At 68.6% G+C, this 25,378-nt stretch carries 14 protein-coding genes; 7 read left to right on the top strand and 7 right to left on the bottom strand.

Annotated features, from left to right (window positions below; genetic code table 11):
• The first annotated feature begins 7 nt into the window (after positions 1-7).
• From ACLB90_RS02275 to lpdA, 7 genes are all read left to right on the top strand, one after another.
• Positions 8-1,336 carry a hemolysin family protein gene (locus tag ACLB90_RS02275; RefSeq protein WP_411851435.1) on the top strand — a complete coding sequence of 443 codons (1,329 nt, stop codon included), beginning with the start codon at positions 8-10 and terminating at the stop codon, positions 1,334-1,336.
• 36 nt (positions 1,337-1,372) lie between these two features.
• Positions 1,373-2,740 (top strand): adenylosuccinate lyase, encoded by a 1,368-nt coding sequence (purB, locus tag ACLB90_RS02280; protein WP_166473194.1) that lies wholly within the window; start codon positions 1,373-1,375, stop codon positions 2,738-2,740.
• 664 nt (positions 2,741-3,404) lie between these two features.
• Positions 3,405-4,847, top strand: coding sequence for a JmjC domain-containing protein (locus ACLB90_RS02285; RefSeq protein WP_411851436.1), 1,443 nt, complete (start codon positions 3,405-3,407; stop codon positions 4,845-4,847).
• Between the two features lie 2 nt (positions 4,848-4,849).
• A complete protein-coding gene (locus ACLB90_RS02290) occupies positions 4,850-5,758 on the top strand; it encodes a GNAT family N-acetyltransferase (RefSeq protein ID WP_411851437.1) in 909 nt (302 codons plus the stop codon).
• 186 nt (positions 5,759-5,944) lie between these two features.
• Positions 5,945-8,776, top strand: coding sequence for a 2-oxoglutarate dehydrogenase E1 component (locus ACLB90_RS02295; protein WP_411851438.1), 2,832 nt, complete (start codon positions 5,945-5,947; stop codon positions 8,774-8,776).
• Between the two features lie 43 nt (positions 8,777-8,819).
• Complete coding sequence (gene sucB / locus ACLB90_RS02300; protein ID WP_411851439.1) at positions 8,820-10,022, top strand: dihydrolipoyllysine-residue succinyltransferase; 1,203 nt, start codon at positions 8,820-8,822, stop codon at positions 10,020-10,022.
• 61 nt (positions 10,023-10,083) lie between these two features.
• Entirely contained in the window at positions 10,084-11,520 is a 1,437-nt protein-coding gene (gene lpdA / locus ACLB90_RS02305; RefSeq protein WP_411851440.1) for a dihydrolipoyl dehydrogenase, read from the top strand.
• A 140-nt stretch (positions 11,521-11,660) separates the two neighbouring features.
• Here lpdA and ACLB90_RS02310 read toward each other — a convergent pair whose 3' ends face one another.
• From ACLB90_RS02310 to ACLB90_RS02340, 7 genes are all read right to left on the bottom strand, one after another.
• On the bottom strand, positions 11,661-12,539 hold the full coding sequence (locus tag ACLB90_RS02310; protein WP_411851441.1) for a YwqG family protein: 879 nt from the start codon (positions 12,537-12,539) through the stop codon (positions 11,661-11,663).
• A gap of 77 nt (positions 12,540-12,616) precedes the next feature.
• Entirely contained in the window at positions 12,617-12,829 is a 213-nt protein-coding gene (locus tag ACLB90_RS02315) for a hypothetical protein (RefSeq protein ID WP_411851442.1), read from the bottom strand.
• Positions 12,830-12,991: 162 nt separating this feature from the next.
• Entirely contained in the window at positions 12,992-18,640 is a 5,649-nt protein-coding gene (locus ACLB90_RS02320) for a fibronectin type III domain-containing protein (protein ID WP_411851443.1), read from the bottom strand.
• A 214-nt stretch (positions 18,641-18,854) separates the two neighbouring features.
• On the bottom strand, positions 18,855-20,279 hold the full coding sequence (locus ACLB90_RS02325; protein ID WP_017357569.1) for a replicative DNA helicase: 1,425 nt from the start codon (positions 20,277-20,279) through the stop codon (positions 18,855-18,857).
• A gap of 205 nt (positions 20,280-20,484) precedes the next feature.
• Positions 20,485-21,045 carry an NADPH-dependent FMN reductase gene (locus ACLB90_RS02330; protein ID WP_411851444.1) on the bottom strand — a complete coding sequence of 187 codons (561 nt, stop codon included), beginning with the start codon at positions 21,043-21,045 and terminating at the stop codon, positions 20,485-20,487.
• A 99-nt stretch (positions 21,046-21,144) separates the two neighbouring features.
• Positions 21,145-23,088, bottom strand: coding sequence for an asparagine synthase (glutamine-hydrolyzing) (asnB, locus tag ACLB90_RS02335; protein WP_411851445.1), 1,944 nt, complete (start codon positions 23,086-23,088; stop codon positions 21,145-21,147).
• Positions 23,089-23,091: 3 nt separating this feature from the next.
• Positions 23,092-25,374 (bottom strand): thiamine pyrophosphate-dependent enzyme, encoded by a 2,283-nt coding sequence (locus ACLB90_RS02340; RefSeq protein WP_411851446.1) that lies wholly within the window; start codon positions 25,372-25,374, stop codon positions 23,092-23,094.
• Positions 25,375-25,378: the final 4 nt, after the last annotated feature.

Consider the following 25,378-nt stretch of genomic DNA (forward strand, 5'->3'; position numbering starts at 1 on the left):
GCCGACCATGATCGGCAATCTGCTCCTTCTGCTGCTGGCCTTCGGCCTGGTGCTGCTCAACGGCTTCTTCGTGGCCGCCGAGTTCGCCTTGGTCAAGCTGCGCCATACCCAGGCGGTTGGCCTGGCCGCACAGCACGGCTGGCGCGGCCGCCTGCTGCTCAACGTGCATTCGCACCTGGACGCCTACCTGTCGGCCTGCCAGCTCGGCATCACCCTTTCCTCGCTGGGCCTGGGCTGGGTGGGTGAGCCGGCCTTCGCGCACCTGCTGCAACCGCTGTTCGATGCGCTGGGCATGGGCGCGGACGCCTCGCGCCTGACCGCCTTCATCATCGCCTTCAGCGTCATTTCGTTCCTGCACATCGTGCTCGGCGAACTGGCCCCGAAATCGATGGCGATCCGCCGCCCCGACCGCATGTCGCTGTGGACCGCCGCACCGCTCTACATCTTCTACTGGGCCATGTACCCGGCGATCTGGCTGCTCAACAACAGCGCCAACGCCCTGCTGCGCCTGGCTGGCTGGGGCGACGTGGAACACACCTCGCACCGCTATTCGCGCGAGGAGCTGAAGCTGATCGTCGGCCGCCAGCAGCCGACCGGCGACGCCCCCGACCACGGCCTGACCCTGATGAGCCACGCACTCGAACTGCCCGAGCTGGTCGCAGGCGACCTGATGCGCTCGCGCGACCACCTGCGCGCGTTCCGCGACGGCATGGGCCTGGACGAGGTGATGGCCGAGTTCGCCGAGAGCCGCTACAGCCGCTATCCGTGGTTCGACCGCGATGGCGAGGAGGTGCTGGGCATCCTGCACATGAAAGACCTGCTGGTGGAGATCGCCCGCGGCAAGCCCACCGGCGATCTGCGCCCGCTGCTGCGCCCGGCCAACCTGATCGCCCTGGAAACCCCGGTACCGCTGGTTCTGGAGCGCTTCCGCACCGGCACCACCCACCTGGCGCTGTGCGTGGAGGAACATGGCCGCATCCTGGGCTACTTCACCCTGGAAGACCTGCTGGAAGTGGTGGTCGGCGACATCGAGGACGAGCACCCGCACATCGTCAAGGACGCGCCCACCCGTGGAGCCGACGGCACCCTGCTGGTGGCCGGCTCGACGTCGATCTTCCGCCTGGAACGGCTGTTGGGCCACGACCTGGATGCTCCCGAGCACCTGAACTCGGTTGGCGGGCTGATCGTTCACCAGCTGCAGCGCCTGCCCGAGGAGGGCGAGCAGCTGCAGATCGACGGCCACACCTTCACGGTCAAGCGCATGGCCGGCCACCGCATCCAGGCAGTGACCGTACGGATGGCAGCCGAACCCGCCGGAACCGCCGGGGCAGCGTAGAATGACGGCCCCCGCCGTCATCGCCCTGCCCCTGCCATGTCCGAATTCGCCCTGCTCGCCCTGTCCCCGCTCGATGGCCGCTACGCCGGCAAGGTCGATGCGCTGCGCCCGATCTTCTCCGAATACGGCCTGATCAAGGCCCGCGTGAAGGTCGAAGTGGAGTGGCTGCTGGCCCTGGCCAACGAACCGGGCATCGCCGAACTGGCCCCCTTCTCCGCCGCCGCTGCGGCGCGCCTGCGCGCCCTGGCCGATGATTTCGCCCCGGCCCACGCCGCGCGGGTGAAGGAGATCGAGCGCACCACCAACCATGACGTCAAGGCGGTGGAGTACTTCATCAAGGAACAGCTCAAGGCCGACGCCGAGCTGGGCCCGGCGCTGGAATTCGTGCATTTCGCCTGCACCAGCGAAGACATCAACAACCTCAGCTATGGCCTGATGCTCGAACAGGCCCGCCGCGAGGTCCTGCTGCCGTCGCTGGACGGCATCGCCGCCACCCTGCGCGCCCTCGCCCACGCCCAGGCCGCGCAGCCGATGCTGTCGCGCACCCACGGCCAGACCGCCTCGCCGACCACCCTCGGCAAGGAAGTGGCCAACGTGGTTGCCCGCCTGGAGCGCCAGCGCCGCCAGATCGCCGCGGTCGAACTGACCGGCAAGATCAACGGCGCCGTGGGCAACTACAACGCCCACGTCATCGCCTACCCGGACGTGGACTGGCCGGCCTTCGCCCAGCGCTTCGTCGAAAGCCTCGGCCTGGTGTTCAACCCGTACACCACCCAGATCGAGCCGCACGACAATGTCGCCGAGATCGGCGATGCCGCGCGCCGCGCCAACATCATCCTGATCGACCTGGCGCGCGACGTCTGGGGCTACATCTCGCTGGGCTACTTCAAGCAGAAGCTCAAGGAAGGCGAAGTCGGCTCCTCGACCATGCCGCACAAGGTCAACCCGATCGACTTCGAAAACGCCGAAGGCAACTTCGGCATCGCCAATGCCCTGTTCGAGCATTTCAGCGCCAAGCTGCCGATCAGCCGCTGGCAGCGCGACCTGACCGACTCCACCGTGCTGCGTGCGGTCGGCACCGCCTTCGGCCACACCCAGGTCGCCCTGGACTCGCTGGCCAAGGGCCTGGGCAAGCTGACCGTGAACCCCGAACGCCTGGATGCCGACCTCGACGCCTCGTGGGAAGTGCTGGCCGAGGCCGTGCAGACCGTGATGCGCCGCTACGGCCTGCCCAACCCCTACGAGCAGCTCAAGGCCCTCACCCGCGGCCAGGGCATCACCCCGGACTCGATGAAGGCCTTCGTGGAATCGCTGGACCTGCCCGACGACGCCAAGCAGAGCCTGCGCGCACTGACCCCGGGCGGCTACGTCGGCCTGGCGGCGGAGCTTGCCAAGGCAATCTGATTCCGCCGTTTCATCGCCTGTAACCCAGCAGGGCATCGGAGTTTCCGGTGCCCTTCTTTTTTGCGCGAACAGCCTTTGGCGGGCAATGTGCGTGCTTGGGGCCGGCGGGTGGGGGGTACGGGACACGCCTTGAATCTCCCGTTAGGCTCGGGCGGCACATCCATGTGCCTTCACGGTCCCGTACCCCCCACCCGCCGGCCCCCGGACAGTCGATCGGCTGCCACCGCAGATCAAACGCAGGCGACGTCGGCGTCGCAGCTTTTCCGTCCGCGCACGCGGGACACCCTTGGGGGCGGGGCCGGGTGGGCCCCGGCAGGACCGTAGAAAACATGGATGTTTTCTACGAGCCCCCAGGGATGGGTTTACGTGCGTGTCCTGACGGGGCCCACCCGGCCCCGCCCCAGCTCGCAGCACTCAACGCGCCGGCTGCCGGCCCCGCCCCAGCTCGCAGCACTCAACGCGCCGGCTGCCGGCCCCGCCCCAGCTCGCAGCACTCAACGCGCCGGCTGCCGGCCCCGCCTCGGCTCGCAGCACTCAACGCGCCGGCTGTACGCGACATCCCACCGCAGGTGCACATCCCGCCCAACCAGCGGACAATAGCCGTGCCGGCGCGCGTGACCCGCTGCGCCCCCTCATTCCGTCTACACGCTCCAAGGATTCCCGCATGGCCGCCCGCAAGACCAAGACCCCCGTCATCGAAATCCAGGCCCGCCCCGGCCTCCCGCTGGGCATGCCCGCCGCCACCTTCCTGCGCGACTACTGGCAGAAGCGCCCCCTGCTGATCCGCGGCGCCTTCCCCGACTTCCAGACCCCCGTGCAGCCGGAAGATCTGGCCGGCCTGGCCTGCGAAGAAGGCGCCCTGGCCCGCCTGATCAGCCATGACCGCGCCACCGACGGCTGGACCGTGCGCACTGGCCCGTTCCAGGAAGAAGAATTCCCCGGCATGCCCGACCATGACTGGACGCTGCTGGTGCAGGACGTCGACAAGTGGGACCCGGATGTGCGCGCCCTGGTCGGCCACTTCGACTTCCTGCCGCGGTGGCGCATGGACGATGTGATGATCAGCTTCGCCGCCACCGGTGGTTCGGTCGGCGCCCACGTCGACCAGTACGACGTGTTCCTGCTGCAGGGCTACGGCCACCGCCGCTGGCAGATCGACGCCAGCGAATCCATCAAGGGCAAGCGCCCGCCGCTGGATTTCCGCGACGACGTCGAACTGAAGCTGCTGCGCCGTTTCAAGCCGACCCACGACTGGGTGCTGGCCCCGGGCGACATGCTGTACCTGCCGCCGAACGTCCCGCACAACGGCGTCGCCGAAGACCCCTGCCTGACCTTCTCCTTCGGCATGCGCGCGCCGGCCTCGGCCGAACTGATCAGCGACTACCTCGACACCCTGATCATGGACGCCGATGAGTCCATCCGTTACCAGGACCCGGACCTGAAGGTGCCCGAGGACCCGAACGAAATCGACGTGGTCGCCATGAACCGCGTGGTTGCCGCCCTCAACGCCATCCGCATGAACGACCCGGACAAGCTCGGCGATTGGTTCGGCCGCTTCATCACCACCTACCGCGCTGCCGGCGAAGTGATGGCACACGGCGAGCCGGTGCCGCCCGAAGAGGTCGCTGCCGCCCTCGGCGCCGGCCTGGCACTGCAGCGCCATCCGTGGTCGCGCATGGCCTGGCGGCGCGCCAAGCGCGGTGCCAGCCTGTACTGCAGCGGCCTGGAGTTCGCGCTGCCGGTGAAGGATGCCCAGCTGCTGGCCGCCACCGAACTGCTCGGCGCTCCGCTGTACCAGAAGCTCTCGGCCAAGGGCCGCGATGCCGTCCACGCCCTGCTGGCCGGCGGCCATTACCAGCTGCTGGACCCGAACGCCTTCGATGACGAGGACGAGGACGCATACGACGACGAGGACCAGGGCGACGCCGTTGGCGGGTACGCCATCCTCGACGCCAGCGACACCGTCGAGGTGGTCGAGGATGAGGATGTCCGCGCCGACGTGCACGAAGTCACCATCCACGACGATGGCATCGAAGTGATCGTCGATTTCGACGACAGCGACGACCAGGACGACGCCGGGCAACCGGACGGCCCCCCGCGCCGCTGAACATGGCCGGCCCTGCCTTCCAGGTCGAGGAAGTCGTCTATCCGGTGCAGCACGCCGCGCTGCACCGGGTGCGCCAGCAGGTATTCGTCGAGGAACAGGGCGTTCCCGCCGCGCTCGAGATCGATGCGCTGGACCCGCTCAGCGTGCACGTACTGGCCCGCGACAGCGAGGGCCAGCCGATCGGCGCCGGCCGCCTGACCCCGGACGGCCGGATCGGGCGCATGGCCGTACTGGCCGGTTGGCGTGGCCGCGGCGTCGGCGAGGCGGTGCTGCTGGCGCTGGTCGAGGCGGCCCGGGCACGCGGCTGGCGCGAGATCGCCCTGCACGCCCAGCTGCCGGCCCGCGCCTTCTACGCCCGGCAGGGCTTCCTGCCGGAGGGGGACCTGTTCGAAGAGGCCGGCATCGCCCATCAGCACATGCGCCGGGTACTGGACGGCGCGGTCAACATCACCACGCTCGACGAGGCGGTGGCCATCACCACCGCGCTGGTCCACCGCGCGCGGCGGCAACTGTGGATCCACAGCCGCCAGCTCGACCCCGACCTGCTCGATGCCGCGCCGGTGATGGCCGCGCTGCGCCGCTTTGCCACCGCCCGCCACGACAAGCAGGCCTGGCTGATCGTGCACGACGCCGGCGCCATCGCCGCGGCCGGATCGCCCCTGCTGGGGCTGCTGCAGCGGCTGCCCAGCGTGTTCCGGGTCCGCCAGGTGGTCGACCCCGTGGACCGCGCCGTGGCCTCGGCCTGTCTGGTCAATGACAGCGGGGACTACTACTTTCGTCTTGCCGGACACCGCTTCGACGGCGAAGCCGGACTCGCCCAGCCTGCACGTTCGCGGCCGTTGCAGGATGGTTTGCAGCGCGTATGGGAACGTTCGCGCGAATGCACGGAATTGCGGGCACTCGGGCTGTAGCTCACGCCGCGTGCCCGAACCTGTCTGGGAATGACACCGCGAGGCCGCCACCGGGCCCGTTGGTGCCCCTTCCTGTCCCGATGGGGGTACAATTTGGGGAGTTAGATACCGCCCGCGCAGGGCTATTCACTTTTCCTGCCGGTTCTCATCGAAGCCTTACCCCACAAGCGAATCCGACCCTCCATCGTGGACAATCTACTGAAGCAGTTTGCGCAATCTTCGCAGCTCGCCGGCGGCAACGCCTCCTATATCGAGGATCTGTACGAGCAGTACCTCGTTTCTCCGGACAGTGTCGATCCCAAATGGAAGACCTACTTCGACGGCTTCAAGGGCCGCGAAGCCGGTGACATTCCGCACTCGGCCGTCATCGCCCACATCACCGAAGCCGCCAAAAACGCTGGCAACAGCGCCACGGCCACCGGTGCCGGCGACGAACGCGAGCGCAATGTCGGCCGTCTGATCACCGCCTACCGTTCGCGTGGCCACCTCGGTGCCCGCCTGGACCCGCTGGGCCTGACCCCGCCGACCAACCCGCCGGACCTGGGGCTGCCGTTCCACAGCCTGTCCGACAGCGACCTGGGCAGCGAGTTCAGCACCGGCGGCATCGCCGGCCAGCCGCGCATGAAACTGCGCGACCTGCTGGAGCGCCTGCAGAAGACCTACACCGGCTCGATCGGTGCGGAATTCATGCACATCTCCGAAGTCGAGCAGCGCCAGTGGCTGTATCAGCGCCTGGAAACCGCCGGTGGCAACTACAACCTGGATGCGGACACGCAGCGCCGCACCCTGGAGCGCCTGACGGCCGCTGAAGGCCTGGAACGCTACCTGCACACCAAGTACGTCGGCCAGAAGCGCTTCTCGCTGGAAGGCGGCGATGCGCTGATCCCGATGATGGATACCATCATCCGTGACGCCGGCAAGGATGGCGTCAAGGACGTGGTGATCGGCATGGCCCACCGCGGCCGCCTGAACGTCCTGGTCAACACGCTGGGCAAGAGCCCGCGCAAGCTGTTCGACGAATTCGAAGGCAAGTTCGAGCACGACGAGCACGCCTCGGCGGGTGACGTGAAGTACCACATGGGCTTCTCGGCCGACGTGTCCACCCCGGGCGGCGCGGTCCACCTGGCGCTGGCGTTCAACCCGTCGCACCTGGAAATCGCCGACCCCGTCGTTGCCGGCAGCGTACGCTCGCGCCAGGAACGTCGTGGCGATACCGCCCGCAAGCAGGTGATGCCGATCCTGATCCACGGCGACGCGGCCTTCTCCGGCCAGGGCGTGGTCATGGAACTGTTCCAGATGTCCCAGGCCCGCGGCTTCGCCGTTGGTGGCACGGTGCACATCGTGGTCAACAACCAGGTCGGTTTCACCACCTCCAACCCGCTGGATACGCGCTCCACGCGCTATGCCACCGACGTGGCCAAGATGATTGCCGCCCCGGTGCTGCACGTGAACGGCGATGATCCCGAAGCGGTGGTGTTCGCCGCCCAGCTGGCCTTCGAGTTCCGCCAGAAGTTCGCCAAGGACGTGGTCATCGATCTGATGTGCTACCGCCGTTGGGGCCACAACGAGGCCGACGAACCGGCGATCACCCAGCCGCTGATGTACCAGGTGATCCGCAAGCACCAGACCACCCGCGAGCTGTATGCCGCCAAGCTGGAAGCCGCAGGCGTGATTCCGGCGGACGGTGGCAAGGCGCTGGTCGATGCGTACCGCAACAAGCTCGACGCCGGTGAAGTCACCACCGAGCTGGCGCCGGTCGAGAAGACCCCGGCCACCAGCCGCATGTACGTGGACTGGCCGAAGCTGCTGGCCGGCAAGCTGTCCGATCCGGTCTCCACTGCCGTGGGCATCGACAAGGTCAAGCAGCTGGCACAGCTGATCAACACCGTGCCGGAAGGCGTGGAGCTGCACTCGCGCGTGGCCAAGGTCTATGACGACCGCCGCAAAATGGCCGCCGGCGAGATCCCGGGCGACTGGGGCTTTGCCGAGAACCTGGCCTACGCCACCGTGCTGGACGAAGGCAACAGCCTGCGCCTGGTCGGCCAGGACGTGGGTCGCGGCACCTTCACGCACCGCCACGCGATCCTGCACGACCAGAAGACCGACAACTACTACCTGCCGCTGCGCCAGCTGGTCGAGTCGCCGGAACAGGCCACCATCATCGATTCGCTGCTCAGCGAAGAAGCAGTGATGGCCTATGAGTACGGCTTCTCCACCACCGATCCGAACACCCTGTGCATCTGGGAAGGCCAGTTCGGCGACTTCGCCAACGGCGCCCAGGTCGTGATCGATCAGTTCATCGCTGCCGGCGAAGCCAAGTGGGGCCGCATCAGTGGCCTGACCCTGCTGCTGCCGCACGGTTACGAAGGCCAGGGCCCGGAGCACAGCTCCGCCCGCCTGGAGCGTTTCCTGCAGCTGTGCGCGCTGGAAAACATGCTGGTGTGCGTGCCGTCGACCCCGGCGCAGGCGTACCACATGCTGCGCCGCCAGATGCGCATGACCACCCGCAAGCCGCTGGTGGTGATGTCGCCCAAGTCGCTGCTGCGCCACAAGCTGGCCGTGTCGACCCTGGACGAGCTGGCCAACGGCGAGTTCCAGCACCTGATCGGCGACGCCAACGCGAACGCCAAGCAGGTCAAGCGCGTGGTGCTGTGTTCGGGCAAGGTCTACTACGACCTGCTGGAAGACCAGACCAAGCGCGGCCAGGACGATGTGGCCATCATCCGCGTCGAACAGCTGTATCCGTTCCCGCGCGTGGCCCTGGCGGCGGAACTGAAGAAGTACGGCAAGGCGGCCGATGTGGTGTGGTGTCAGGAAGAACCGCAGAACCAGGGTGCCTGGTACCAGATCCGTCACCACCTGCAGGCATGCCTGGCCGATGGCCAGAGCATCCACTACGCAGGTCGCGCCCGTTCGGCATCGCCGGCCGCTGGACACATGGCTGACCACGTCATCGAGCAGCAGAAGCTGATCGCCGACGCGCTGGTCAACCCGTTCAACGACTCGGTCGCTGAATAACCTCCTCCCTCATTCTAGAAAAGACAAACCAGGAAGCTCCCGCATGGCCACCGAAGTCAAAGCCCCGGTACTGCCCGAATCCGTCGCCGACGGCACCATCGCCACCTGGCACAAGAAGGTCGGCGATGCCGTCAAGCGCGATGAAAACCTGCTTGATCTGGAAACCGACAAGGTCGTTCTGGAAGTGCCGTCGCCGGTCGATGGCGTGCTGAAGGAAATCAAGTTCGAGGTGGGCGCCACCGTGACCTCCAGCCAGGTCGTGGCCATCATCGAAGAAGGCGCCGTGGCAGCTGCCCCGGCCCCGGCCGCGGAAGAAAAGAAGGCCGAGGCCGCTCCGGCTGCTGCCGCTGCTCCGGCCGCTGCGGCGGCTCCCGCACCGGCTGCCAAGACCGCCGCCGATGCCCTGCCCCCGGGCGCGCGCTTCACCGCCATCACCGAAGGCGTGAATCCGGCCGACGTGGACGGCACCGGCCGTCGCGGTGCGGTGACCAAGGAAGACATCGTCAACTTCGCCCGCAACGGCGGCGCCGGCAAGGCCGGTGGCGCACGTCCGGAAGAACGCGTGCCGATGACCCGCATCCGCAAGCGCATCGCCGAGCGCCTGATGCAGTCCAAGAACAGCACGGCCATGCTGACCACCTTCAACGAGGTCGACCTGTCCAAGGTCTCGGCCGCGCGCAAGGAACTGCAGGACGAGTTCGTCAAGGCCCACGGCATCAAGCTGGGCTTCATGAGCTTCTTCGTGAAGGCCGCCGCCAACGCGCTGCAGCGCTTCCCGCTGGTCAATGCCTCGATCGACGGCGACGACATCATCTATCACGGCTACTCGGACATCTCGATCGCCGTGTCGACCGAGAAGGGTCTGGTGACCCCGGTGCTGCGCAACGTCGAACGCATGTCCTTCGCCGACATCGAAAAGACCATCGCCGACTACGCCAAGAAGGCCCGTGACGGCAAGCTGAGCCTGGAAGAACTGCAGGGCGGCACCTTCACCGTGACCAACGGCGGCACCTTCGGTTCGCTGCTGTCCACGCCGATCATCAACCCGCCGCAGAGCGCCATCCTGGGCATGCACGCCATCAAGGAGCGTCCGATCGCCCAGAACGGCCAGGTCGTGATCGCGCCGATGATGTACCTGGCGCTGTCCTACGACCACCGCATCATCGACGGCAAGGACTCGGTGCAGTTCCTGGTGGACATCAAGAACCAGCTGGAAAACCCGGGCCGCATGCTGTTCGGCCTGTAAGACCTCCCGCCCCTCCGCGCCTGCGCGGAGGGGTTCTGGTAAAGCAACAAGGACTATCTCAATGGCTGAACAATTCGACGTCGTCGTCATCGGTGCCGGCCCGGCCGGCTACCACGCCGCCATCCGCGCCGCGCAGCTGGGTCTGAAGACCGCCTGCATCGACGCTGCGCTGGGCAAGGACGGCAAGCCCGCCCTTGGCGGCACCTGCCTGCGCGTGGGCTGCATTCCGTCCAAGGCGCTGCTGGATTCCTCGCGCCAGTTCTGGAACATGGGCCACATCTTTGGCGACCACGGCATCAGCTTCAAGGACGCCAAGATGGACGTCGAGGCGATGGTTGGCCGCAAGGACAAGATCGTCAAGCAGTTCACCGGCGGCATCGGCATGCTGTTCAAGGCCAACAAGGTCACCCCGTACTACGGTTTCGGTGAGCTGCAGCCGGGCAACATCGTCAAGGTCAAGCAGCACGACGGTTCGGAAGTCGAGCTGAAGGGCACCAACGTCATCATCGCCGCCGGTTCGGACTCGATCGAACTGCCGTTCGCCAAGTTCGACGGCGACACCATCGTCGACAACGTCGGCGGCCTGGACTTCACCGAAGTGCCGGCCCGCCTGGCGGTCATCGGTGCCGGCGTGATCGGCCTGGAACTGGGCAGTGTGTGGAAGCGCCTGGGCGCCGAAGTGACCATCCTGGAAGCGCTGCCGGACTTCCTGGCTGCCGCCGACGCCGAAGTGGCCAAGGTGGCCGCCAAGGAATTCAAGAAGCAGGGTCTGGACATCCGCCTGGGTGCCAAGGTCTCCAAGGCCGAAGTGACCGGCAAGGGCAAGAAGAAGGAAGTCGCCCTGACCTACACCGATGGTGAAGGCGAAAAGAGCCTGGTCGTGGACAAGCTGCTGGTGGCCGTTGGCCGTCGCGCCGCCACCAAGGGCCTGCTGGCCGAAGGCACCGGCGTCAAGATCAACGCCCGTGGCCAGATCGAAGTGGACGACCATTGCCACACCGGCGTTGATGGCGTGTGGGCGGTCGGCGACTGCGTGCGCGGCCCGATGCTGGCGCACAAGGGCTTCGAGGAAGGCATCGCGGTGGCCGAGCTGATCGCGGGCCTGCCGGGCCACGTCAACTTCGACACCATTCCGTGGGTCATCTACACCGAGCCGGAGCTGGCCTGGGTCGGCAAGACCGAGCAGCAGCTCAAGGACGAAGGCATTCCGTACAAGGCCGGCAGCTTCCCGTTCGCCGCCAACGGCCGTGCCGTCGCCATGATCGAGCCGGCTGGCTTCGTGAAGGTGCTGGCGCACGCGGAAACCGACCGCATCCTGGGCATGCACCTGGTTGGCGCGAACGTGTCCGAGCTGGTCCACGAAGGCGTGCTGACGATGGAGTTCAGCGGTTCGGCCGACGACCTGGCGCGCATCTGCCACGCCCACCCGTCGCTGTCCGAAGTGGTGCACGACGCCGCGATGGCCGTCGGCAAGCGTTCGATCCACAAGGCGAACTGAGGGCGCTGCCGGTCAGTGGCCGGCACACCCCCGGTGCAACGAAAAACCCCGCCAAGGCGGGGTTTTTTGTGGGCGCTGTTGGCCCCCGTCTCCGCGGGGAGCCGGCCAGCGGCCGGCACTACCTCACGGCCCGCGCGTGCTCAGCAGGACTGCAGGCGCATCCAGGTGCGTGACAGGTCCCGCGCGGCCAGATCATCTCGGCGGATCCACCAGTACAGCATTCCGGAATCGCCCCACATCGCATGATCATCGGAATCGAGCTGCAGCAGCAGGCTCCATTCCCCACTGCCCGCTTCCAGCGCCGCACGGCGCGGGTCCTGGTAGCCGGTCTGGTTGCCGCAGTACAGCCCGTGACTGACCAGCTGCGCTTCCAGTTGCATGTCGCCCTGCACGTTGTGCGAGTACCCGCCCAGCGCATGCCGCTCGCCCGCGCGGGGCGCGCCATGATCGGCGACCGTGTCCACCAGGTCGTAATAGTCGTCGGCCACCTCATCATCGTCCCAGTCGATGCCGTCGGCCTGGAACGCCTCGACCATGCGTTCGCCCTCGGCCGAGAACGGATGTGGCAGGCCCCAGCCCTGATGAAACGCCAGCGCCGCCGGTGGCAGTGCCGCCTCGGGATCGGGCGCAGGCAGGCGCTGCAGTTCGCCCGCCTCCAGCAGCACGACGCAATGGCCGTCTCCATGAGCAGGGTCGTAGCCCCAGGGTTGTTCCTGGGCATCGTAGAAGAACGACAGCAGCCCCTGCGTGGGCAGGTCCAGGCCCGACTGCAGGCCCTGCAGGTCGGCAAGATTGATCTGCAGCAGGAAATCCAGCGGTCGGCCGTTGCGTGTGGGCCACTGGAAGCCCGCAGGCACGTCGGGTCCACCGCCGATGCGCGATGCACCGATCGGCGCGTCCGCATCGGCCGTGCGGCTGCAGCCGACACGTGGACGCAGCCAGGGCTGCAGGGCGGCGGCGTGCTGCCCCAGCGCGTGCTGCTCGCACAGCGGGATGAACGTCTGACCCGACAATGTCATTCCACATCCCTGTTGGACAAAACAGCGGGCAGTCTAAAGGGGGCCGCTGCGCCGGGGCAACGCGGGCCCTACCCGGCTCATGCGGCCACCGGGCCGCCGCCCAGCAGGCGCGCCGGCAGCATGAACAGCGCACGCAGGAACGCGAAGAGGGCCGAGAAGGTGATACCTACCAGACGGAACGGCAGGCTCAACAGCCACACGAACGGCCAGGCCACCAGGGCCAGGACCGCCAGCGGCCAGCACAGCACGAACAACAGGCACCACACCCCCAGCGCGAACAGCGTCTTCATCGTCGGTCTCCTTCGACTCCGGGCGTCGTTGCCCACCGGCCCACGTTGCCCGGCGCCGGGAAGCGCGGCAAGCGCGCTGCGACGAACCACCCCGCAGCGCGGATGAACCCGCCGCTGCGGCGATGAAACCGGCGTGCCGACCGGGGCCGGCACGCCGCCCGGTCACGGGACCGGGGGCGACTCCACCGTGCCGCCTTGCCCACCCGCGCTCAGGCGCAGGCCGACGCTGCTGGAACGATCCGCGCCGCGCGCCTGTTCATGCCCCAGCAGCAGCGACAGGATCCAGCCCCGCTGGATCGCCACATCCACGCCGGCCTGCAACGACAGCACGTCGTCGTTGTAGCTGCGCAGCGCCACCTGGTAGTCCTGCGGCCGCGACCACGTGGCGTAGTTCAGCGAGGCCGTGCCGCGGTCCTGCAGCGCACGCCGGTACTCGATGCTCCAGAACGGACGCAACCGGCTCTCGGCCGATACCTGCGCACTGCCCTCCACCCCGATGGCCAGCGCGCGGTTTTCCACGGTCTGGCGGCCATAGGCGAGATCCAGCACGCCCAGACCCTGCTCGCGGTAGGCATCCAGGGTGGTACGGCTGGCATCCCAGCGGGCGTAGCCGGTCAGTCGGGTCGCCGCCAGCATCTGCTCGTAGCCCAGGCCAAGCGAACCGAACCACTGCGTGCCATCGCGCCGCGCCTGCGCCAGCGCATCGGCATCGGTGCTCCAGCGCTGCAGATCGAACTGCAGGTTGCCGGTGGCGATCATCGCGTCCACGTACAGGTGCGCGTTGCCACGCCACAGGCCGTACAGCGCCAGCGAGCGCTGGTCGGCGCGCAGGCGGGTGCGATCGTCGTCCTGGTCGCTGTCGTTGCGGCCCACGCTGCCGGCCACGCCGAGCAGCGTGCGTTCGCCGAGACGGCGGTCCACACCCACGCTCAGCCCGTCGCTGCGCAGGTCATAGCGGCCCCCTGCGGTGGCACCTGCGCGGCCGTAGCTCGCCGTGCCCGCCGCCCAGGTTCCCCAGCCGGCCGGCAACCATGCCGCGCCGGTACCGAGCGCACTGCCGAGCGGCAGCGATGCGGCGTTGGGGCCGCCACCGCCACTGGACACCGACAGCGTGTTGCTGGCGGCGTTGCCACCGTCGCGCACCTGCCGCAGGCGGTCACGGATGTTGCCCTGCTGTGCGGCGGCAAAGCGCACGCTGGCATCGACCTGCGCCTGCAGCAGCCCGGTCACGCCCGGGTCGCGGGTCGGGTCGGGGCGCACATTGACCGCCAGCCGCAGTTCCACGCGGGCGGCGGCGTAACCGCCGCTGGCGGCCTGCTGCGCGGTGATCACGGCGCTGCCTTCGGCGTGCACGTGGACCGTGCGCCCGTCGATGCTGGCCACCGCCGGCGCACTGCTGTGGAAGGTGAACGCACCGGGGCTGACACTGGTCGGCAGCGGCAGATCGAAGCTGCCCTGCTCGAGCAGACGCGACATGTCTGCCTGCCAGGCCAGCACCGGCACCGCCGCGGCGATGTCCACGTCCAGGCGCTGCTGTGCGGCGGCCTGGTGATTGGCATCGCCGGCCTGGTCGGCGGTCAGGCTGCACCGCCCGGACGCCAGCATGACCACACGCGGACCGTCGACGCTGCACACCGCCGGGGTGGTGCTGGCGAACACGACCGGCTGCCCGGAGGCGCCGCCCTGGGCGCTCAGCAGGAAGCTGCCGCCCGCGCTGAACACCGGCGTGCCAGGATCGGCCACGAACGCGCTGATCGCCTGCGCGGCCTGCGCCACCGCGAAGCGGTAGCCCAGCGCGGCGGTAAAGCCGTGCGCATCGCGGACCTCGACCTGCACCTCGAACGTGCCGGCCTGGGTGGCGGTGCCTTCAAGCAGGCCATCGGCCGTCAACAGCAAACCCGGCGGCAGCGCGCCGGACAGCAGCCGGAACGCATACGGGGCGACGCCGCCACGCACCGGCAGGCGCGTGCTCAGGGCCTGCCCCAGGACGACGTCCGGCGGTGCGGTGTCGCCCGGGAGGATCTGCGGCGGGTCCACCACCAGCACCACGCTGCGGCGGGCCTGGAACGGACCGTCGCCGGTGCTGCTGTCGGTGACCTCCACCTCGACGGTGAAGCGGCCGGCGACCACCGGCGTGCCGGTGAGCTGGCCGGCCGGGGTCAGCGCCATGCCGGTCGGCAATGCACCGCCCACCAGCGCATAGCGGTAAGGCGCACTGCCGCCACGGCTGGTCAACGCCAGCGTGAACGCGCTGCCGGCAGTCACCACACCCGGCGTGATGTCGTCGATCGCCACGCTCGGCGCAGCCACGGTGATCGTCACCGTCGCGGGTGCGGACGTGCTGAAGGCATCGCTGGCGGTGTACGCCACGCTGTCGGTACCGGCGTAACCGGCGTGCGGTGTGTAGCGCAGCGTGCTGCCCTGCACGTCCACCGTGCCGTACTGCGGCGCGCGGACGATGTCGACACGGGTGGCCGTGCCCTGCAGCGTCAGCGGCAGCACGGTAGCGCCCGCGCCGTAGGCGATGCCGATGCGGCTGTCCGCCGCGCCCAGCACCGGCAGCGGGGTGACCGCGGCCGAGGCGGCAGAGGCGAAGCCCTGCCCGTGCTCGCTCCGTGCAACCACGGTGAAGCGGTAGGCGGTACCGTTGGCCAAGCCGGTCAATGTGATCGGCGAGCCGCTGCCGGTGGTGGTGATGCCGCCCGGTTGCGCGCTGACCGTGTAGTCGAGGATGGCACCGCTGCCAGCGCGGGCCGGCGCAACGAAGTACACCTGCACCTGCCCATCGGCCGCCACGCCGCGCACATCCATCGGCGCACCCGGCAGTTCGACGCCGACCAGCACCGCGACGGTGCTGCCCACACCCTGCAGCGCCGTCGCCGCGGCGGTGCCCTGGGCGTTGCGCAGGCTGCCGGCTGCCGCCTGCAGTGTCTCCACGGCGATTCCATCCTCATCCAGGTCGTCGGGCTGGACGGTGTAACCGAACCGCAGCACCGTGCCCTGTGCGTCGGCCGCCTGGGCGAGCAGCAGCGCGTCGCGTTGGTGCGCGCCGATGCGCAGCTGCAGCACTGGCGGTGCGCCAACCTGCAGCGCCTGATCGAAGCCGACCTGGAATTCCAGTACCTGACCGGCCAGATATCGGCCGGCTGCCGGCGGGGTCACCCGCAGCACGCGCGGCGCATCCAGCACGGTCAACGCGTCCGAGGGCGCCGAAGCCGCGCCGCTGCCCACGCTGTTGATGGCGGTAACGGTAAAGCGCTGCGCGATGCCGGCCGGCAGGCCACTGATGCGCAGCGGGCTGCCCGCGCCGCGCACGCTCTGCCCGCCGGGCAGCGCCTGCAGCAGGTAGCCGGTGATCGGGCTGCCGCCGTCGAACGCCGGCGCCACGAAGCTGATTTCGGCGGTGTCGCCGGACACCAGCACGACCTGCACGATCGCCGCCGCACCGGGTGCAACGGCGCGTACCGCGAACCGGTGCGAGACGCGCGCGGCGGCACGGGTGGCGGCGTCGCCGGGCTGGTCGGCATCGATGCCGCAGGTGCCGGCCGCCAGCAGGGTCAGCGTGCCGTCGGCGCCCACGCTGCACACCGCCGGTGTGGTGGCCGTCCACTGCACCGGCAACTGGCTGCTGGCGGTGGCGGTCAGCCGCGGCGACGTGCCGAGGTCCTGCGGGCCCGGATCGGCGAACTGGATCTGCTGGTCGGCCATCGGCACCACCGGTGCCGACAGCGCCGAGGCCGCGCCCGTACCGGCCGCGTTGCGCGCCGCGACGGTGAAGCTGTACGCCGTACCGTTGCGCAGGTTGGTCAGCACCGCCGGCGATTGCGCTGCCGGCACCTGCAGGCCACCGGGCTGCACGGTGACCGTGTAGCCCAACACCGTGCCACCGCCGTTCTGCAGCGGCGGATCGAAGGTCACCGTCGCCGTACCGTCGTCCGCACGGACGGCGGTGATGGTCGGCGCATCGGGCGCCACGATGCCCACGGTGATGCCAGCGGTGGAACCGACGCCGGCCAGGAGCAGCACCGCATTGACGCCGTCGGCGTTGCGCAGGGTGCCCCCGTTCAATCCGAGCGATTCGATCGCGATCCCGTCCAGATCCCGCTGGCCGGGCAGTACGGTGTAACGGAAATCAAGCGTGGTGCCGCCCGAGCCGGCGTCGTACTGCGCCGCCACGCGCTCGCTGCCGATCACCAGCATCAGCTGCGGCGTACCCGTCACCTGCACCGGCTGGTCGAAGACCAGTTGGAAGGCCAACGTCTGGCCGGCCGCATAGTGGCCGGCCGCCGGCACCCGAACCGTCGTCACGCGCGGCACGCTGGGCATGGTGACCGGGCTGGACGCCGCCGACGGCGGGCCCGGGCCTCCGGCGGTGCGCGCACGCACCAGGAAGGTGTAGGTGGCCCCGGACTGCAGGCCAGTGACCCGCATCGGGCTGGACGTACCTGTCATCACGGCCAACCCCGGCAGGGTGATGACCTCGTAGCTGCTGATCGGCGCGCCGCCGGTGGTGGCAGGCGCATCGAAGTACACATCCACGCCGGAGGCACCGACCCGTTCAACGCGAAGCAGGGTGGGTGCCGAGGGCGTACCGGGCAGCACGGTGAAGACAAGCTGCACCGGAGACGCCTCTGCGATGCTGGCGGTGCCCGGCTGCTCGGCCAGCACCATGCAGGTGCCGGTCATCAGCAACTTGACGCTGGTGACCCCGTCGATCGCGCACACCAGGGGCGTGCGGCTTGTGTACTGCACAGGCAGGCCGCTGCTGGCCGTGGCAGTCAACGGCACCACCTGGCCAACTCCCCGCTGGGTCGGTCCCGGGAAGCTGATCGTCTGGCTGCCCTTCGGAACGACCGTGTTGCTCGGCGCCGACACCGGGCCGACCTCGGTGCCGTTGTCGGCGCGCACGCGGAACTGCAGCGCGAGGCCATTGGTGAGCCCTCCCATGCGGATCGGCGAGGCCGTGCCGGTTGTCTGCTCGCCAGTCGAGGCGGTGACCACGTACCGGCTGATCGGCACTCCACCGCTCTGGACCGGGGCCTGGAACGAAACGGTGGCTTCGCCATCGCCACCGGTGGCGACCACGCCGGTGGGTGCGTCCGGTTTCCCTGCCCTCACGCTGCCGCCATAGGCGACCCACGCGTTGGCGTTGGCGGTATCGGTCACGGAAATGGTGACGTTGTACGGGCCGTATTCGACAGGGGTGCCCGTCAGGCGCCCATTCGACGCCAGCAACAGACCGGTCGGCAGGCGCCCGCCAGTGACCGCGAAGGTGTAGGGAGCGGTGCCACCGGTGGCGGTCAGGGTTTGGTCGATGCTGCTGCCGAACGTCATGGCCGGCAGCGCGGTCGTCGTCAGCGCCAACAGCGTGGCGGCGGTGCTGGTGCACTGCACGTTCACCCGGGAGATGTACCCGTTTTCGTGGATGATGTTGAGGAAAAGCCCGTTGCTGGCGAGAAAGCCCGCCGGCAGGGTGATCGAATGCGGTCCGGCCGTACCGCTGGAGCTGCGGTAGTCGTACAGCCGCGGATTCAGGCTGTACCCGTGCAGGATGACCGCGTCCGATTCATCTCCGTTGCCGCCGGGATCCAATCCGCTGTCCTCGAACGAGACGGTCAGCATGTCGCCCTGCAGGAACTGCGCTGGCGTCTGGTTGGCCATTACCACCGGGCCTGCGCCGTTCATGCCGTTGACCGTCGTGCAGCCCACCGACGCAGCACTGGCCAGACCGATGCCGGCGACCAGCTGCAGCATCCCCACGCTCACCCATGCCAGCGCGCGCGCCAGCCTTCCCTTCCCTGCAACCGGCATCCGCACTCTTCCCGCATCCTTTCAACGCGCACCGCCGTGACCTCTTGTCGGCCGGCAGTCGCGGTGATGATCCTGATCCAACAGCCTCCGACGACGACCGTCTTGACGACGGTGCGCTCAGGAAGCTCCCCCTGCACCGGCCCGATAACGGCCGGTTGGAGCAGAACTGTAGAGAATTGTGAAGGCGGTCGCAAATGGCGACCGCACCGGCGGATTACTCGAAGGAGCCCACCGAATCGTGCGACAGGTTGTCGAAGCGGGTGTATTCGCCGAAGAACTTGAGCTTGCACGAACCGGTGGGGCCACCACGGTGCTTGCCGATGATGATCTCGGCCAGGCCCTTGTCCGGCGAGTTTTCCTTGTTGTAGTAGTCGTCGCGGTAGATGAACACGATCATGTCCGCGTCCTGCTCGATAGCGCCGGATTCGCGAAGATCGGCCATCACCGGACGCTTGTCGGTACGCGTTTCCAGCGAGCGGTTGAGCTGGGACAGCGCGATCACCGGCACGTTCAGTTCCTTGGCCAGGCCCTTCAACGACCGCGAGATCTCCGAGATCTCGGTCGCGCGGTTCTCGCTGTTGCCCGGCACGCTCATCAGCTGCAGGTAGTCGATCACGATCAGGCCCAGGTCGTGCTCGCGCTTGAGGCGGCGGCACTTGGACCGCAGGATCTCCGGCGACACGCCCGGCGTATCGTCGATGAAGATCTTGGTTTCCTTCAGCATCCGGATCGCGCCGGTGACGCGGCTCCAGTCCTCGTCCTCGAGCTGGCCGGTACGCAGGCGCTGCGCATTGATGCGGCCGTTGGAGGAAATCAGGCGCATCGCCAGCTGCGAGGCCGACATTTCCATCGAGAACACCGCCACGCCCTTCTTGGACTTGATCGCGGCGTACTCGGCAATGTTCAGGGCGAAGGTGGTCTTGCCCATCGCCGGACGCGCGGCAAGGATGATCAGGTCGGTCGGCTGCAGGCCGGCGGTCATCGCATCGAAGTCGGCATAGCCGGTCGGCAGGCCGGTGATGTTGCCGCCGTTCTCGAAGCGGTTGCGCAGTTCCTCGAAGGCATCCTTCAGCGCGCCGGGCATCGCCACGAAATCGGTGCGGCCACGCGCGCCCTGCTCGGCAATGGCGAACACGGACTTCTCCGCCGCCGACAGCAGCTCGCTGCTCTCGCGGCCTTCAGGCTGGAAACCGTCGTTGACGATGTCGGTACCAACCTGGATCAGCTGCCGCAGCACCGCCTTGTCGCGCACGATCTCGGCGTAGGCGGCGATATTGGCCGCCGACGGCGTGGTGCTGGCCAGTTCGATCAGGTACGCGCCATCGCCAACAAGCTCCATCTTTCCCTGCGACTCGAACCATTCGCCCAGGGTGACCGCATCGAACGGCCGGTCGCGCTCGGACAGCTCGCGGATCGCCCGGTAGATCATCTGGTGATCGCGGCGGTAGAAGTCGGTTTCGGTCAACTGGTCGTTGACCCGGTCGTAGCTTTCCGGCGCCAGCATCAGACCGCCCAGCACCGCCTGTTCGGCCTCGATCGAATGCGGCGGAACGCGCAATGCATCGATGCGCATCTCGTCGCGGTCGAAACGGTCACCGCGGTCTTTGCGGTCGGAACGGAAGCCAGAGCGGGCGGACATGGGGACGTACTTCCTGCGGGGTATGAGGCGTGGGACATGGTAGGCACGCAGCGACTGCCGCAGCCATGCACAAACCTGTGGATAAGCAGTGGATGAGCTGGGGGCATACCGGCGGTGGCCGGCAGCATCGGCCGGGGCCGTCGCAGTGCGGCGACGGGCACCGTTGCGGTACCCGTCAGGGGACATTATCGCAGATGCACCCGACTCAATGCTGACCGCCGTGCGTGCCGATCCAGGCCAGGAACCGATCCACGAAACCCTGCAGGAACGCCTGCGTGCCTTCGTTGGTGATCGTGCCCTGCGCGTCGATCAGGCCCTCCTTGAAATGCAGGAAGGCTTCCGGCTGGCCCAGAACGGGCATGTCCAGGTAGGCCAGGATGTTGCGCAGGTGCTGCTGGGCCAGGGCGGTGCCGATCACGCCGATCGACGCGCCGATCACCGCGGCCGGCTTGCCGGCGAAGGCACTGTCGCCGTAGGGCCGCGAGCCCAGGTCGATGGCGTTCTTGAGCACGCCCGGCACCGAGCGGTTGTACTCGGGGGTGACGAACAGCACCGCGTCGGCCTGGCGGATCTGCTGCTTCAGGCGCACGCCCTGTGCCGGATAGTCCCTGTCGAAATCCTGGTTGTACAGCGGCAGATCGCCGATCTGTACGTAATCGAAGCGGGCCTTGCCGGCCGCGAGCTTCTCCAGCGCGTGGGCCAGCGCCTGATTGTGCGAGCCCTTGCGCAGGCTGCCCACCAGCACGGCGATCTTGAATTCGGGCATGAAGGCATCTCCAGTCGTGGGAATGCCCAGCCTAGGCGGCAGCGCCTTCGCCAGCGGTGAAGGCCGCCAGCGCCCCGCCAGACAGGGCGCGGCGGCCGATCAACCGCGGCGGACGCCGGCCCTGACCTGCTGCCAGTGCGCCTGCCAGGCCTGGAACATCAGCACGTTCCACAGGTGCGTATGCCATTTGCGCTCGCCCTGCTGGAACTGCTGCCACAGCGGGGCCACCGCCGCCACGTTGAACACGCCTTCGGCGGCCAGCCGGGCCGGGGCCAGCAGTTCGTCCGCCCAGCCGCGCAGGTCGCCCTTGAGCCACTCGCTGACCGGCGCACCGAACCCGCGCTTGGGCCGGTGCACCATGTCCTGCGGCACATAGCGGCCGAGCACGCGCTTGAGCAGGTACTTGCTGACGCCATCGCGGTGCTTGAGCGACATCGGCAGTGACCAGGCGAACTCGGCCACCCGCCAGTCGAGCAGCGGCGCGCGCGCCTCCAGGCTCACCGCCATGCTGGTGCGGTCCACCTTGCACAGCAGGTCGTCTGGAAGATAGGTGCTGAAATCGGCCAGCATCATCGCGTCGGCAGGCGAGCCGGCACCGTGCAGCGGATCGGCCAGGTCATAGAAACTGCCGGCCGCCGTGGCGCCAGGCACCGCCGCCACCGGATCGCGCCAGCGCGTGATGCGGTTGCGGTACACATCACCGATGCCGCGCGCGCCGGCCTCGGCCAGCAGCGCGGCAAGGCCGCCGGTACGCGACGCCTCGCCCTGCCCCTGCGCGCGCCCGGCCATCCAGCGCCGCAGCGGCGCCGGCACACGGCCCAGCATCGTCCAGTTGCGCAGCGCACGCTGGTAGCGGCCATAGCCGAAGAACAGCTCGTCGCCGCCGTCGCCGGACAGCGCCACCGTGACCTTGCCGCGGGCCAGCCGCGCCACCAGCGCGGTGGGCACCTGCGAGGCATCGGCGAACGGCTCGTCGAACATCGCCGGCAGCGTGGGCACCACCGCCAGCGCATCGGCGCCGCTGACATACAGTTCGGTGTGATCGCACTGCAGATGGGTGGCCAGCGCCTTGGCCAACGGCGCTTCATCGTGGTGCGAACCCTCGAAGCCAATGCTGAAACTGTGGATCGGCGTGGGCGACTGCGCCTGCATCAGCGCGGCGACCACCGACGAATCGGTGCCGCCGGACAGGAACACGCCCACCGGCACGTCGGCCACCATGCGCAGCGCCACCGCATCGCGCAGGATCGCATCCAGGCGTTCTTCGGCCTCACTGTCGCTGCCGATGAACGGGTCGGCCAGCGCCTGCTGCATGCGCTCGCGCGCGTTCCAGAACGGCTGCTGCATCTGGTCCGGCCGGTGCGCGCCGGCACCGGCCGCCACCGCCTGCGCATCCAGCCGCAGGACCCGGCCAGGCAGCAGCTTGAAACAGCGTTCGTGGATGCAGTGCGGCGCGGGGATGTAGTCCAGCCGCAGCAGCAGGGTCAGCGCGTCGCGGTCCACGCCGTTGTCGAAGTCCGGGTGTTGCCACAGCGCCTTCAGCTCGGAGCCGAACACCAGTGCGCCACCGGCCCAGCCGTAATACAGGGGTTTCTTGCCAACCCGGTCGCGCGCCAGCCACAGGCATTGCTCGGCGCGGTCCCAGAGCGCGATGGCGAACATGCCATTGCTCCGCTGCAGGGTCTCGTCCAGCCCCCACTGGCTGATCGCGGCCAGCAGCACTTCGGTATCCGAGTGCCCACGGAAGCCGTGGCCCAGCGCCTCCAGTTCGGCGCGCAGGGACGCGAAGTTGTAGACCTCGCCGTTGTAGGCCAGCACGTAACGGCCGTCCGCCGAGGCCATCGGCTGATGGCCCAGCGGTGACAGGTCCAGGATGCTCAGCCGGCGATGCGCCAGGGCGATGCCCGCTGTCGCATCGGCCCAGACGCCACTGTCGTCCGGCCCGCGATGGACCATCGCATCGCCCATCGCGCGCGCCCGGTGTTCCAGTGCTGCCTGCTCCAGCCCGGGAGCGGGCAGCAGCATTCCTGCCAATCCACACATGCGTCAGAGATCCTGCGCCAACACCCGTGCGGCGCTCAGGACCGCATTGTCGCTTGGAAGCACCGAGATTGCTGCCCCCGCCAACGGCGTATAGGTGTCGGCGCCGCAGACCCGCTGCAGCGGCAGGTGGCCGAGACCGGCCTCGACCAGCGCGGTGATGATGCCCTCCCCCACCCCCGCACTGTGCCGCCCCTCGTCCACCACCAGGATGCGCTGCGCGGTGGCACCCTGCTCGGCGATGAAGGCCGCATTGAGCGGCACCAGCCAGCGCAGGTCCACCACCCGCACCTGCCAGCCCAGCGCGGCCTCGATGCCGCGCGCGGCGCGCAGGCTCATCGGCACGCCATTGCCGAAGGTGAAGATCACCAGGTCGTTGGCGTCCGGGGCATACACCCGGCCCTCGCCGGGCAGCATCGCCGGCTGGCCCGGGGGCGGGTAGTCGAACAGCCATTGGCCGTCGCCCGGCGCGTGCAGGTCCTTGGTCATGTACAGCGCGATCGGCTCCAGGAATACCGCCACGCGGCCGTCCACCCGGCCCAGTGCGGCCAGCGTGCGCAGCATCTGCACCGCGTCGTCGCCCCGCGAGGGGCACCCCACCACCAGGCCGGGGATGTCGCGCAGCGCGGTGATCGAATTGTCGTTGTGGAAGTGGCCGCCGAAGCCTTTCTGGTAGCCGAGCCCGGCCACGCGCACCAGCATCGGGTTGCGGTACTGGTCGTTGGAGAAGAACTGCAGCGAACACGCTTCGCCGCGCAGCTGGTCGATGGCGTTGTGCAGGTACGCCAGGTACTGGATCTCCGGGATCGGCAGCATGCCCAGGTTGGCCAGGCCCTGCGCCATGCCCAGGATCATGGTTTCATCCAGCAGCGTGTTGAACACCCGGCGCGGACCGAACGCCTTGAGCAAGCCCTTGCTCACCGTGTACACCCCGCCCTTCTGCGCCACGTCCTCGCCGAACAGCAGGGTCGAGGGGTACTTGGCCATCACCTCATGCAACGCCTGGTTGATCTGGACCGCCAGGTGGCGCGGTGGCAGGCGCTCGGGCAGCTGCGCCGCGCCCCCATAGGCCGCTTCGCGCGCCGCCGCATCCGGCACGCGTTCGGCTTCGGCACGCACCGCCGCCGGCGAGTACGGCGCCAGCGGCGCGACGATGTCGTCCAGCGCGGACAGCTTGGGGCGGCGATCGGCTTCGTCAGCCGCCGCGAAGCAGCGGTGCCGCATCGCCTCGTAGTCGGCCAGCAGCTGGTCCCGGGTCATCCAGCCCGATTCCAGCGCGATCTGCGCCGAGCGCAGCAGCGGGTCGGCCGCCTCGGCGGCGCACAGTTCCGCCAGCGGCCGCCACTCGATCTCGAAATCGGTACCGGCGTGACCCATCAGGCGCGTGGTGCGCAGGTGCAGGAACGTCGGCCGTCGCGTCTGCCGGCAATGCGCCAGCGCACGCTGGACCGGATCGTGCCCGTTGGCCAGGTCCAGGCCATCGGCGACGAAGTAGTCCAGGCCCGGACGATGGCTGAAGCTCGCGGCGATCCAGCCGTCCGGGGTTTTCACCGAGATGCCGATGCCGTTGTCCTCGCAGACGAACAGGATCGGTGCCGGCAGCCGCTGGTGCGCCGCCCACGCGGCCGTGTTGAAGGCGGTCTGGGCGGACGCGTGGTTGGCCGATGCATCGCCAAAGGAGCAGATCACCACACTGTCATCCGGGATCGGCAGGCGATGGCCGATGCGCCGCCCGCTCTCGATCGCCATTGCCGTTCCCAGCGCCTTGGGCAGGTGCGAGGCGATGGTGGAGGTCTGCGGCAGCACCCACAGCGGCCTGCTGCCCCAGACCTTGTGGCGGCCGCCACTGGCCGGATCGTCGCGGCTGGCGGCGAAGGACAGCGCCGCATCCATCACCGGGTCCATCCCCGGCAGCTTGCGGAACCGTTCGGCCATGAAGCCGCCGGAACGGTAGTGCAGGAACGCGGGATCGGTATGCCGGGCCAGCCGCGCGACCAGCGCATTGCCTTCGTGGCCGGACGAGCCGATGGTGTAGAAGACCTTGTTCTGCACGCGCAGTACGCGCGCCATCAGGTCCAGGTGGCGGCTGATCAGCTGGGACTCCAGCAGCTCACCAAAGCCCTGTGCGTCCAGCGTGCTGCCAGGCAGGATCGGTGCGCCCGGCTCGGGCCGCGGCGCGGCGGAACCGCGCCACTGCTGCACGAAGTCGATGAAGTTGGCATCGCAGATCTCGGCCCGGTTGAGGCCTTTCATGCGTGCGGGAATCGGATCGGGAACCACGGCAAACATCCAT

Origin of the sequence: Stenotrophomonas sp. LGBM10, from assembly GCF_046736075.1 — a bacterium.
Classification (GTDB): domain Bacteria; phylum Pseudomonadota; class Gammaproteobacteria; order Xanthomonadales; family Xanthomonadaceae; genus Stenotrophomonas.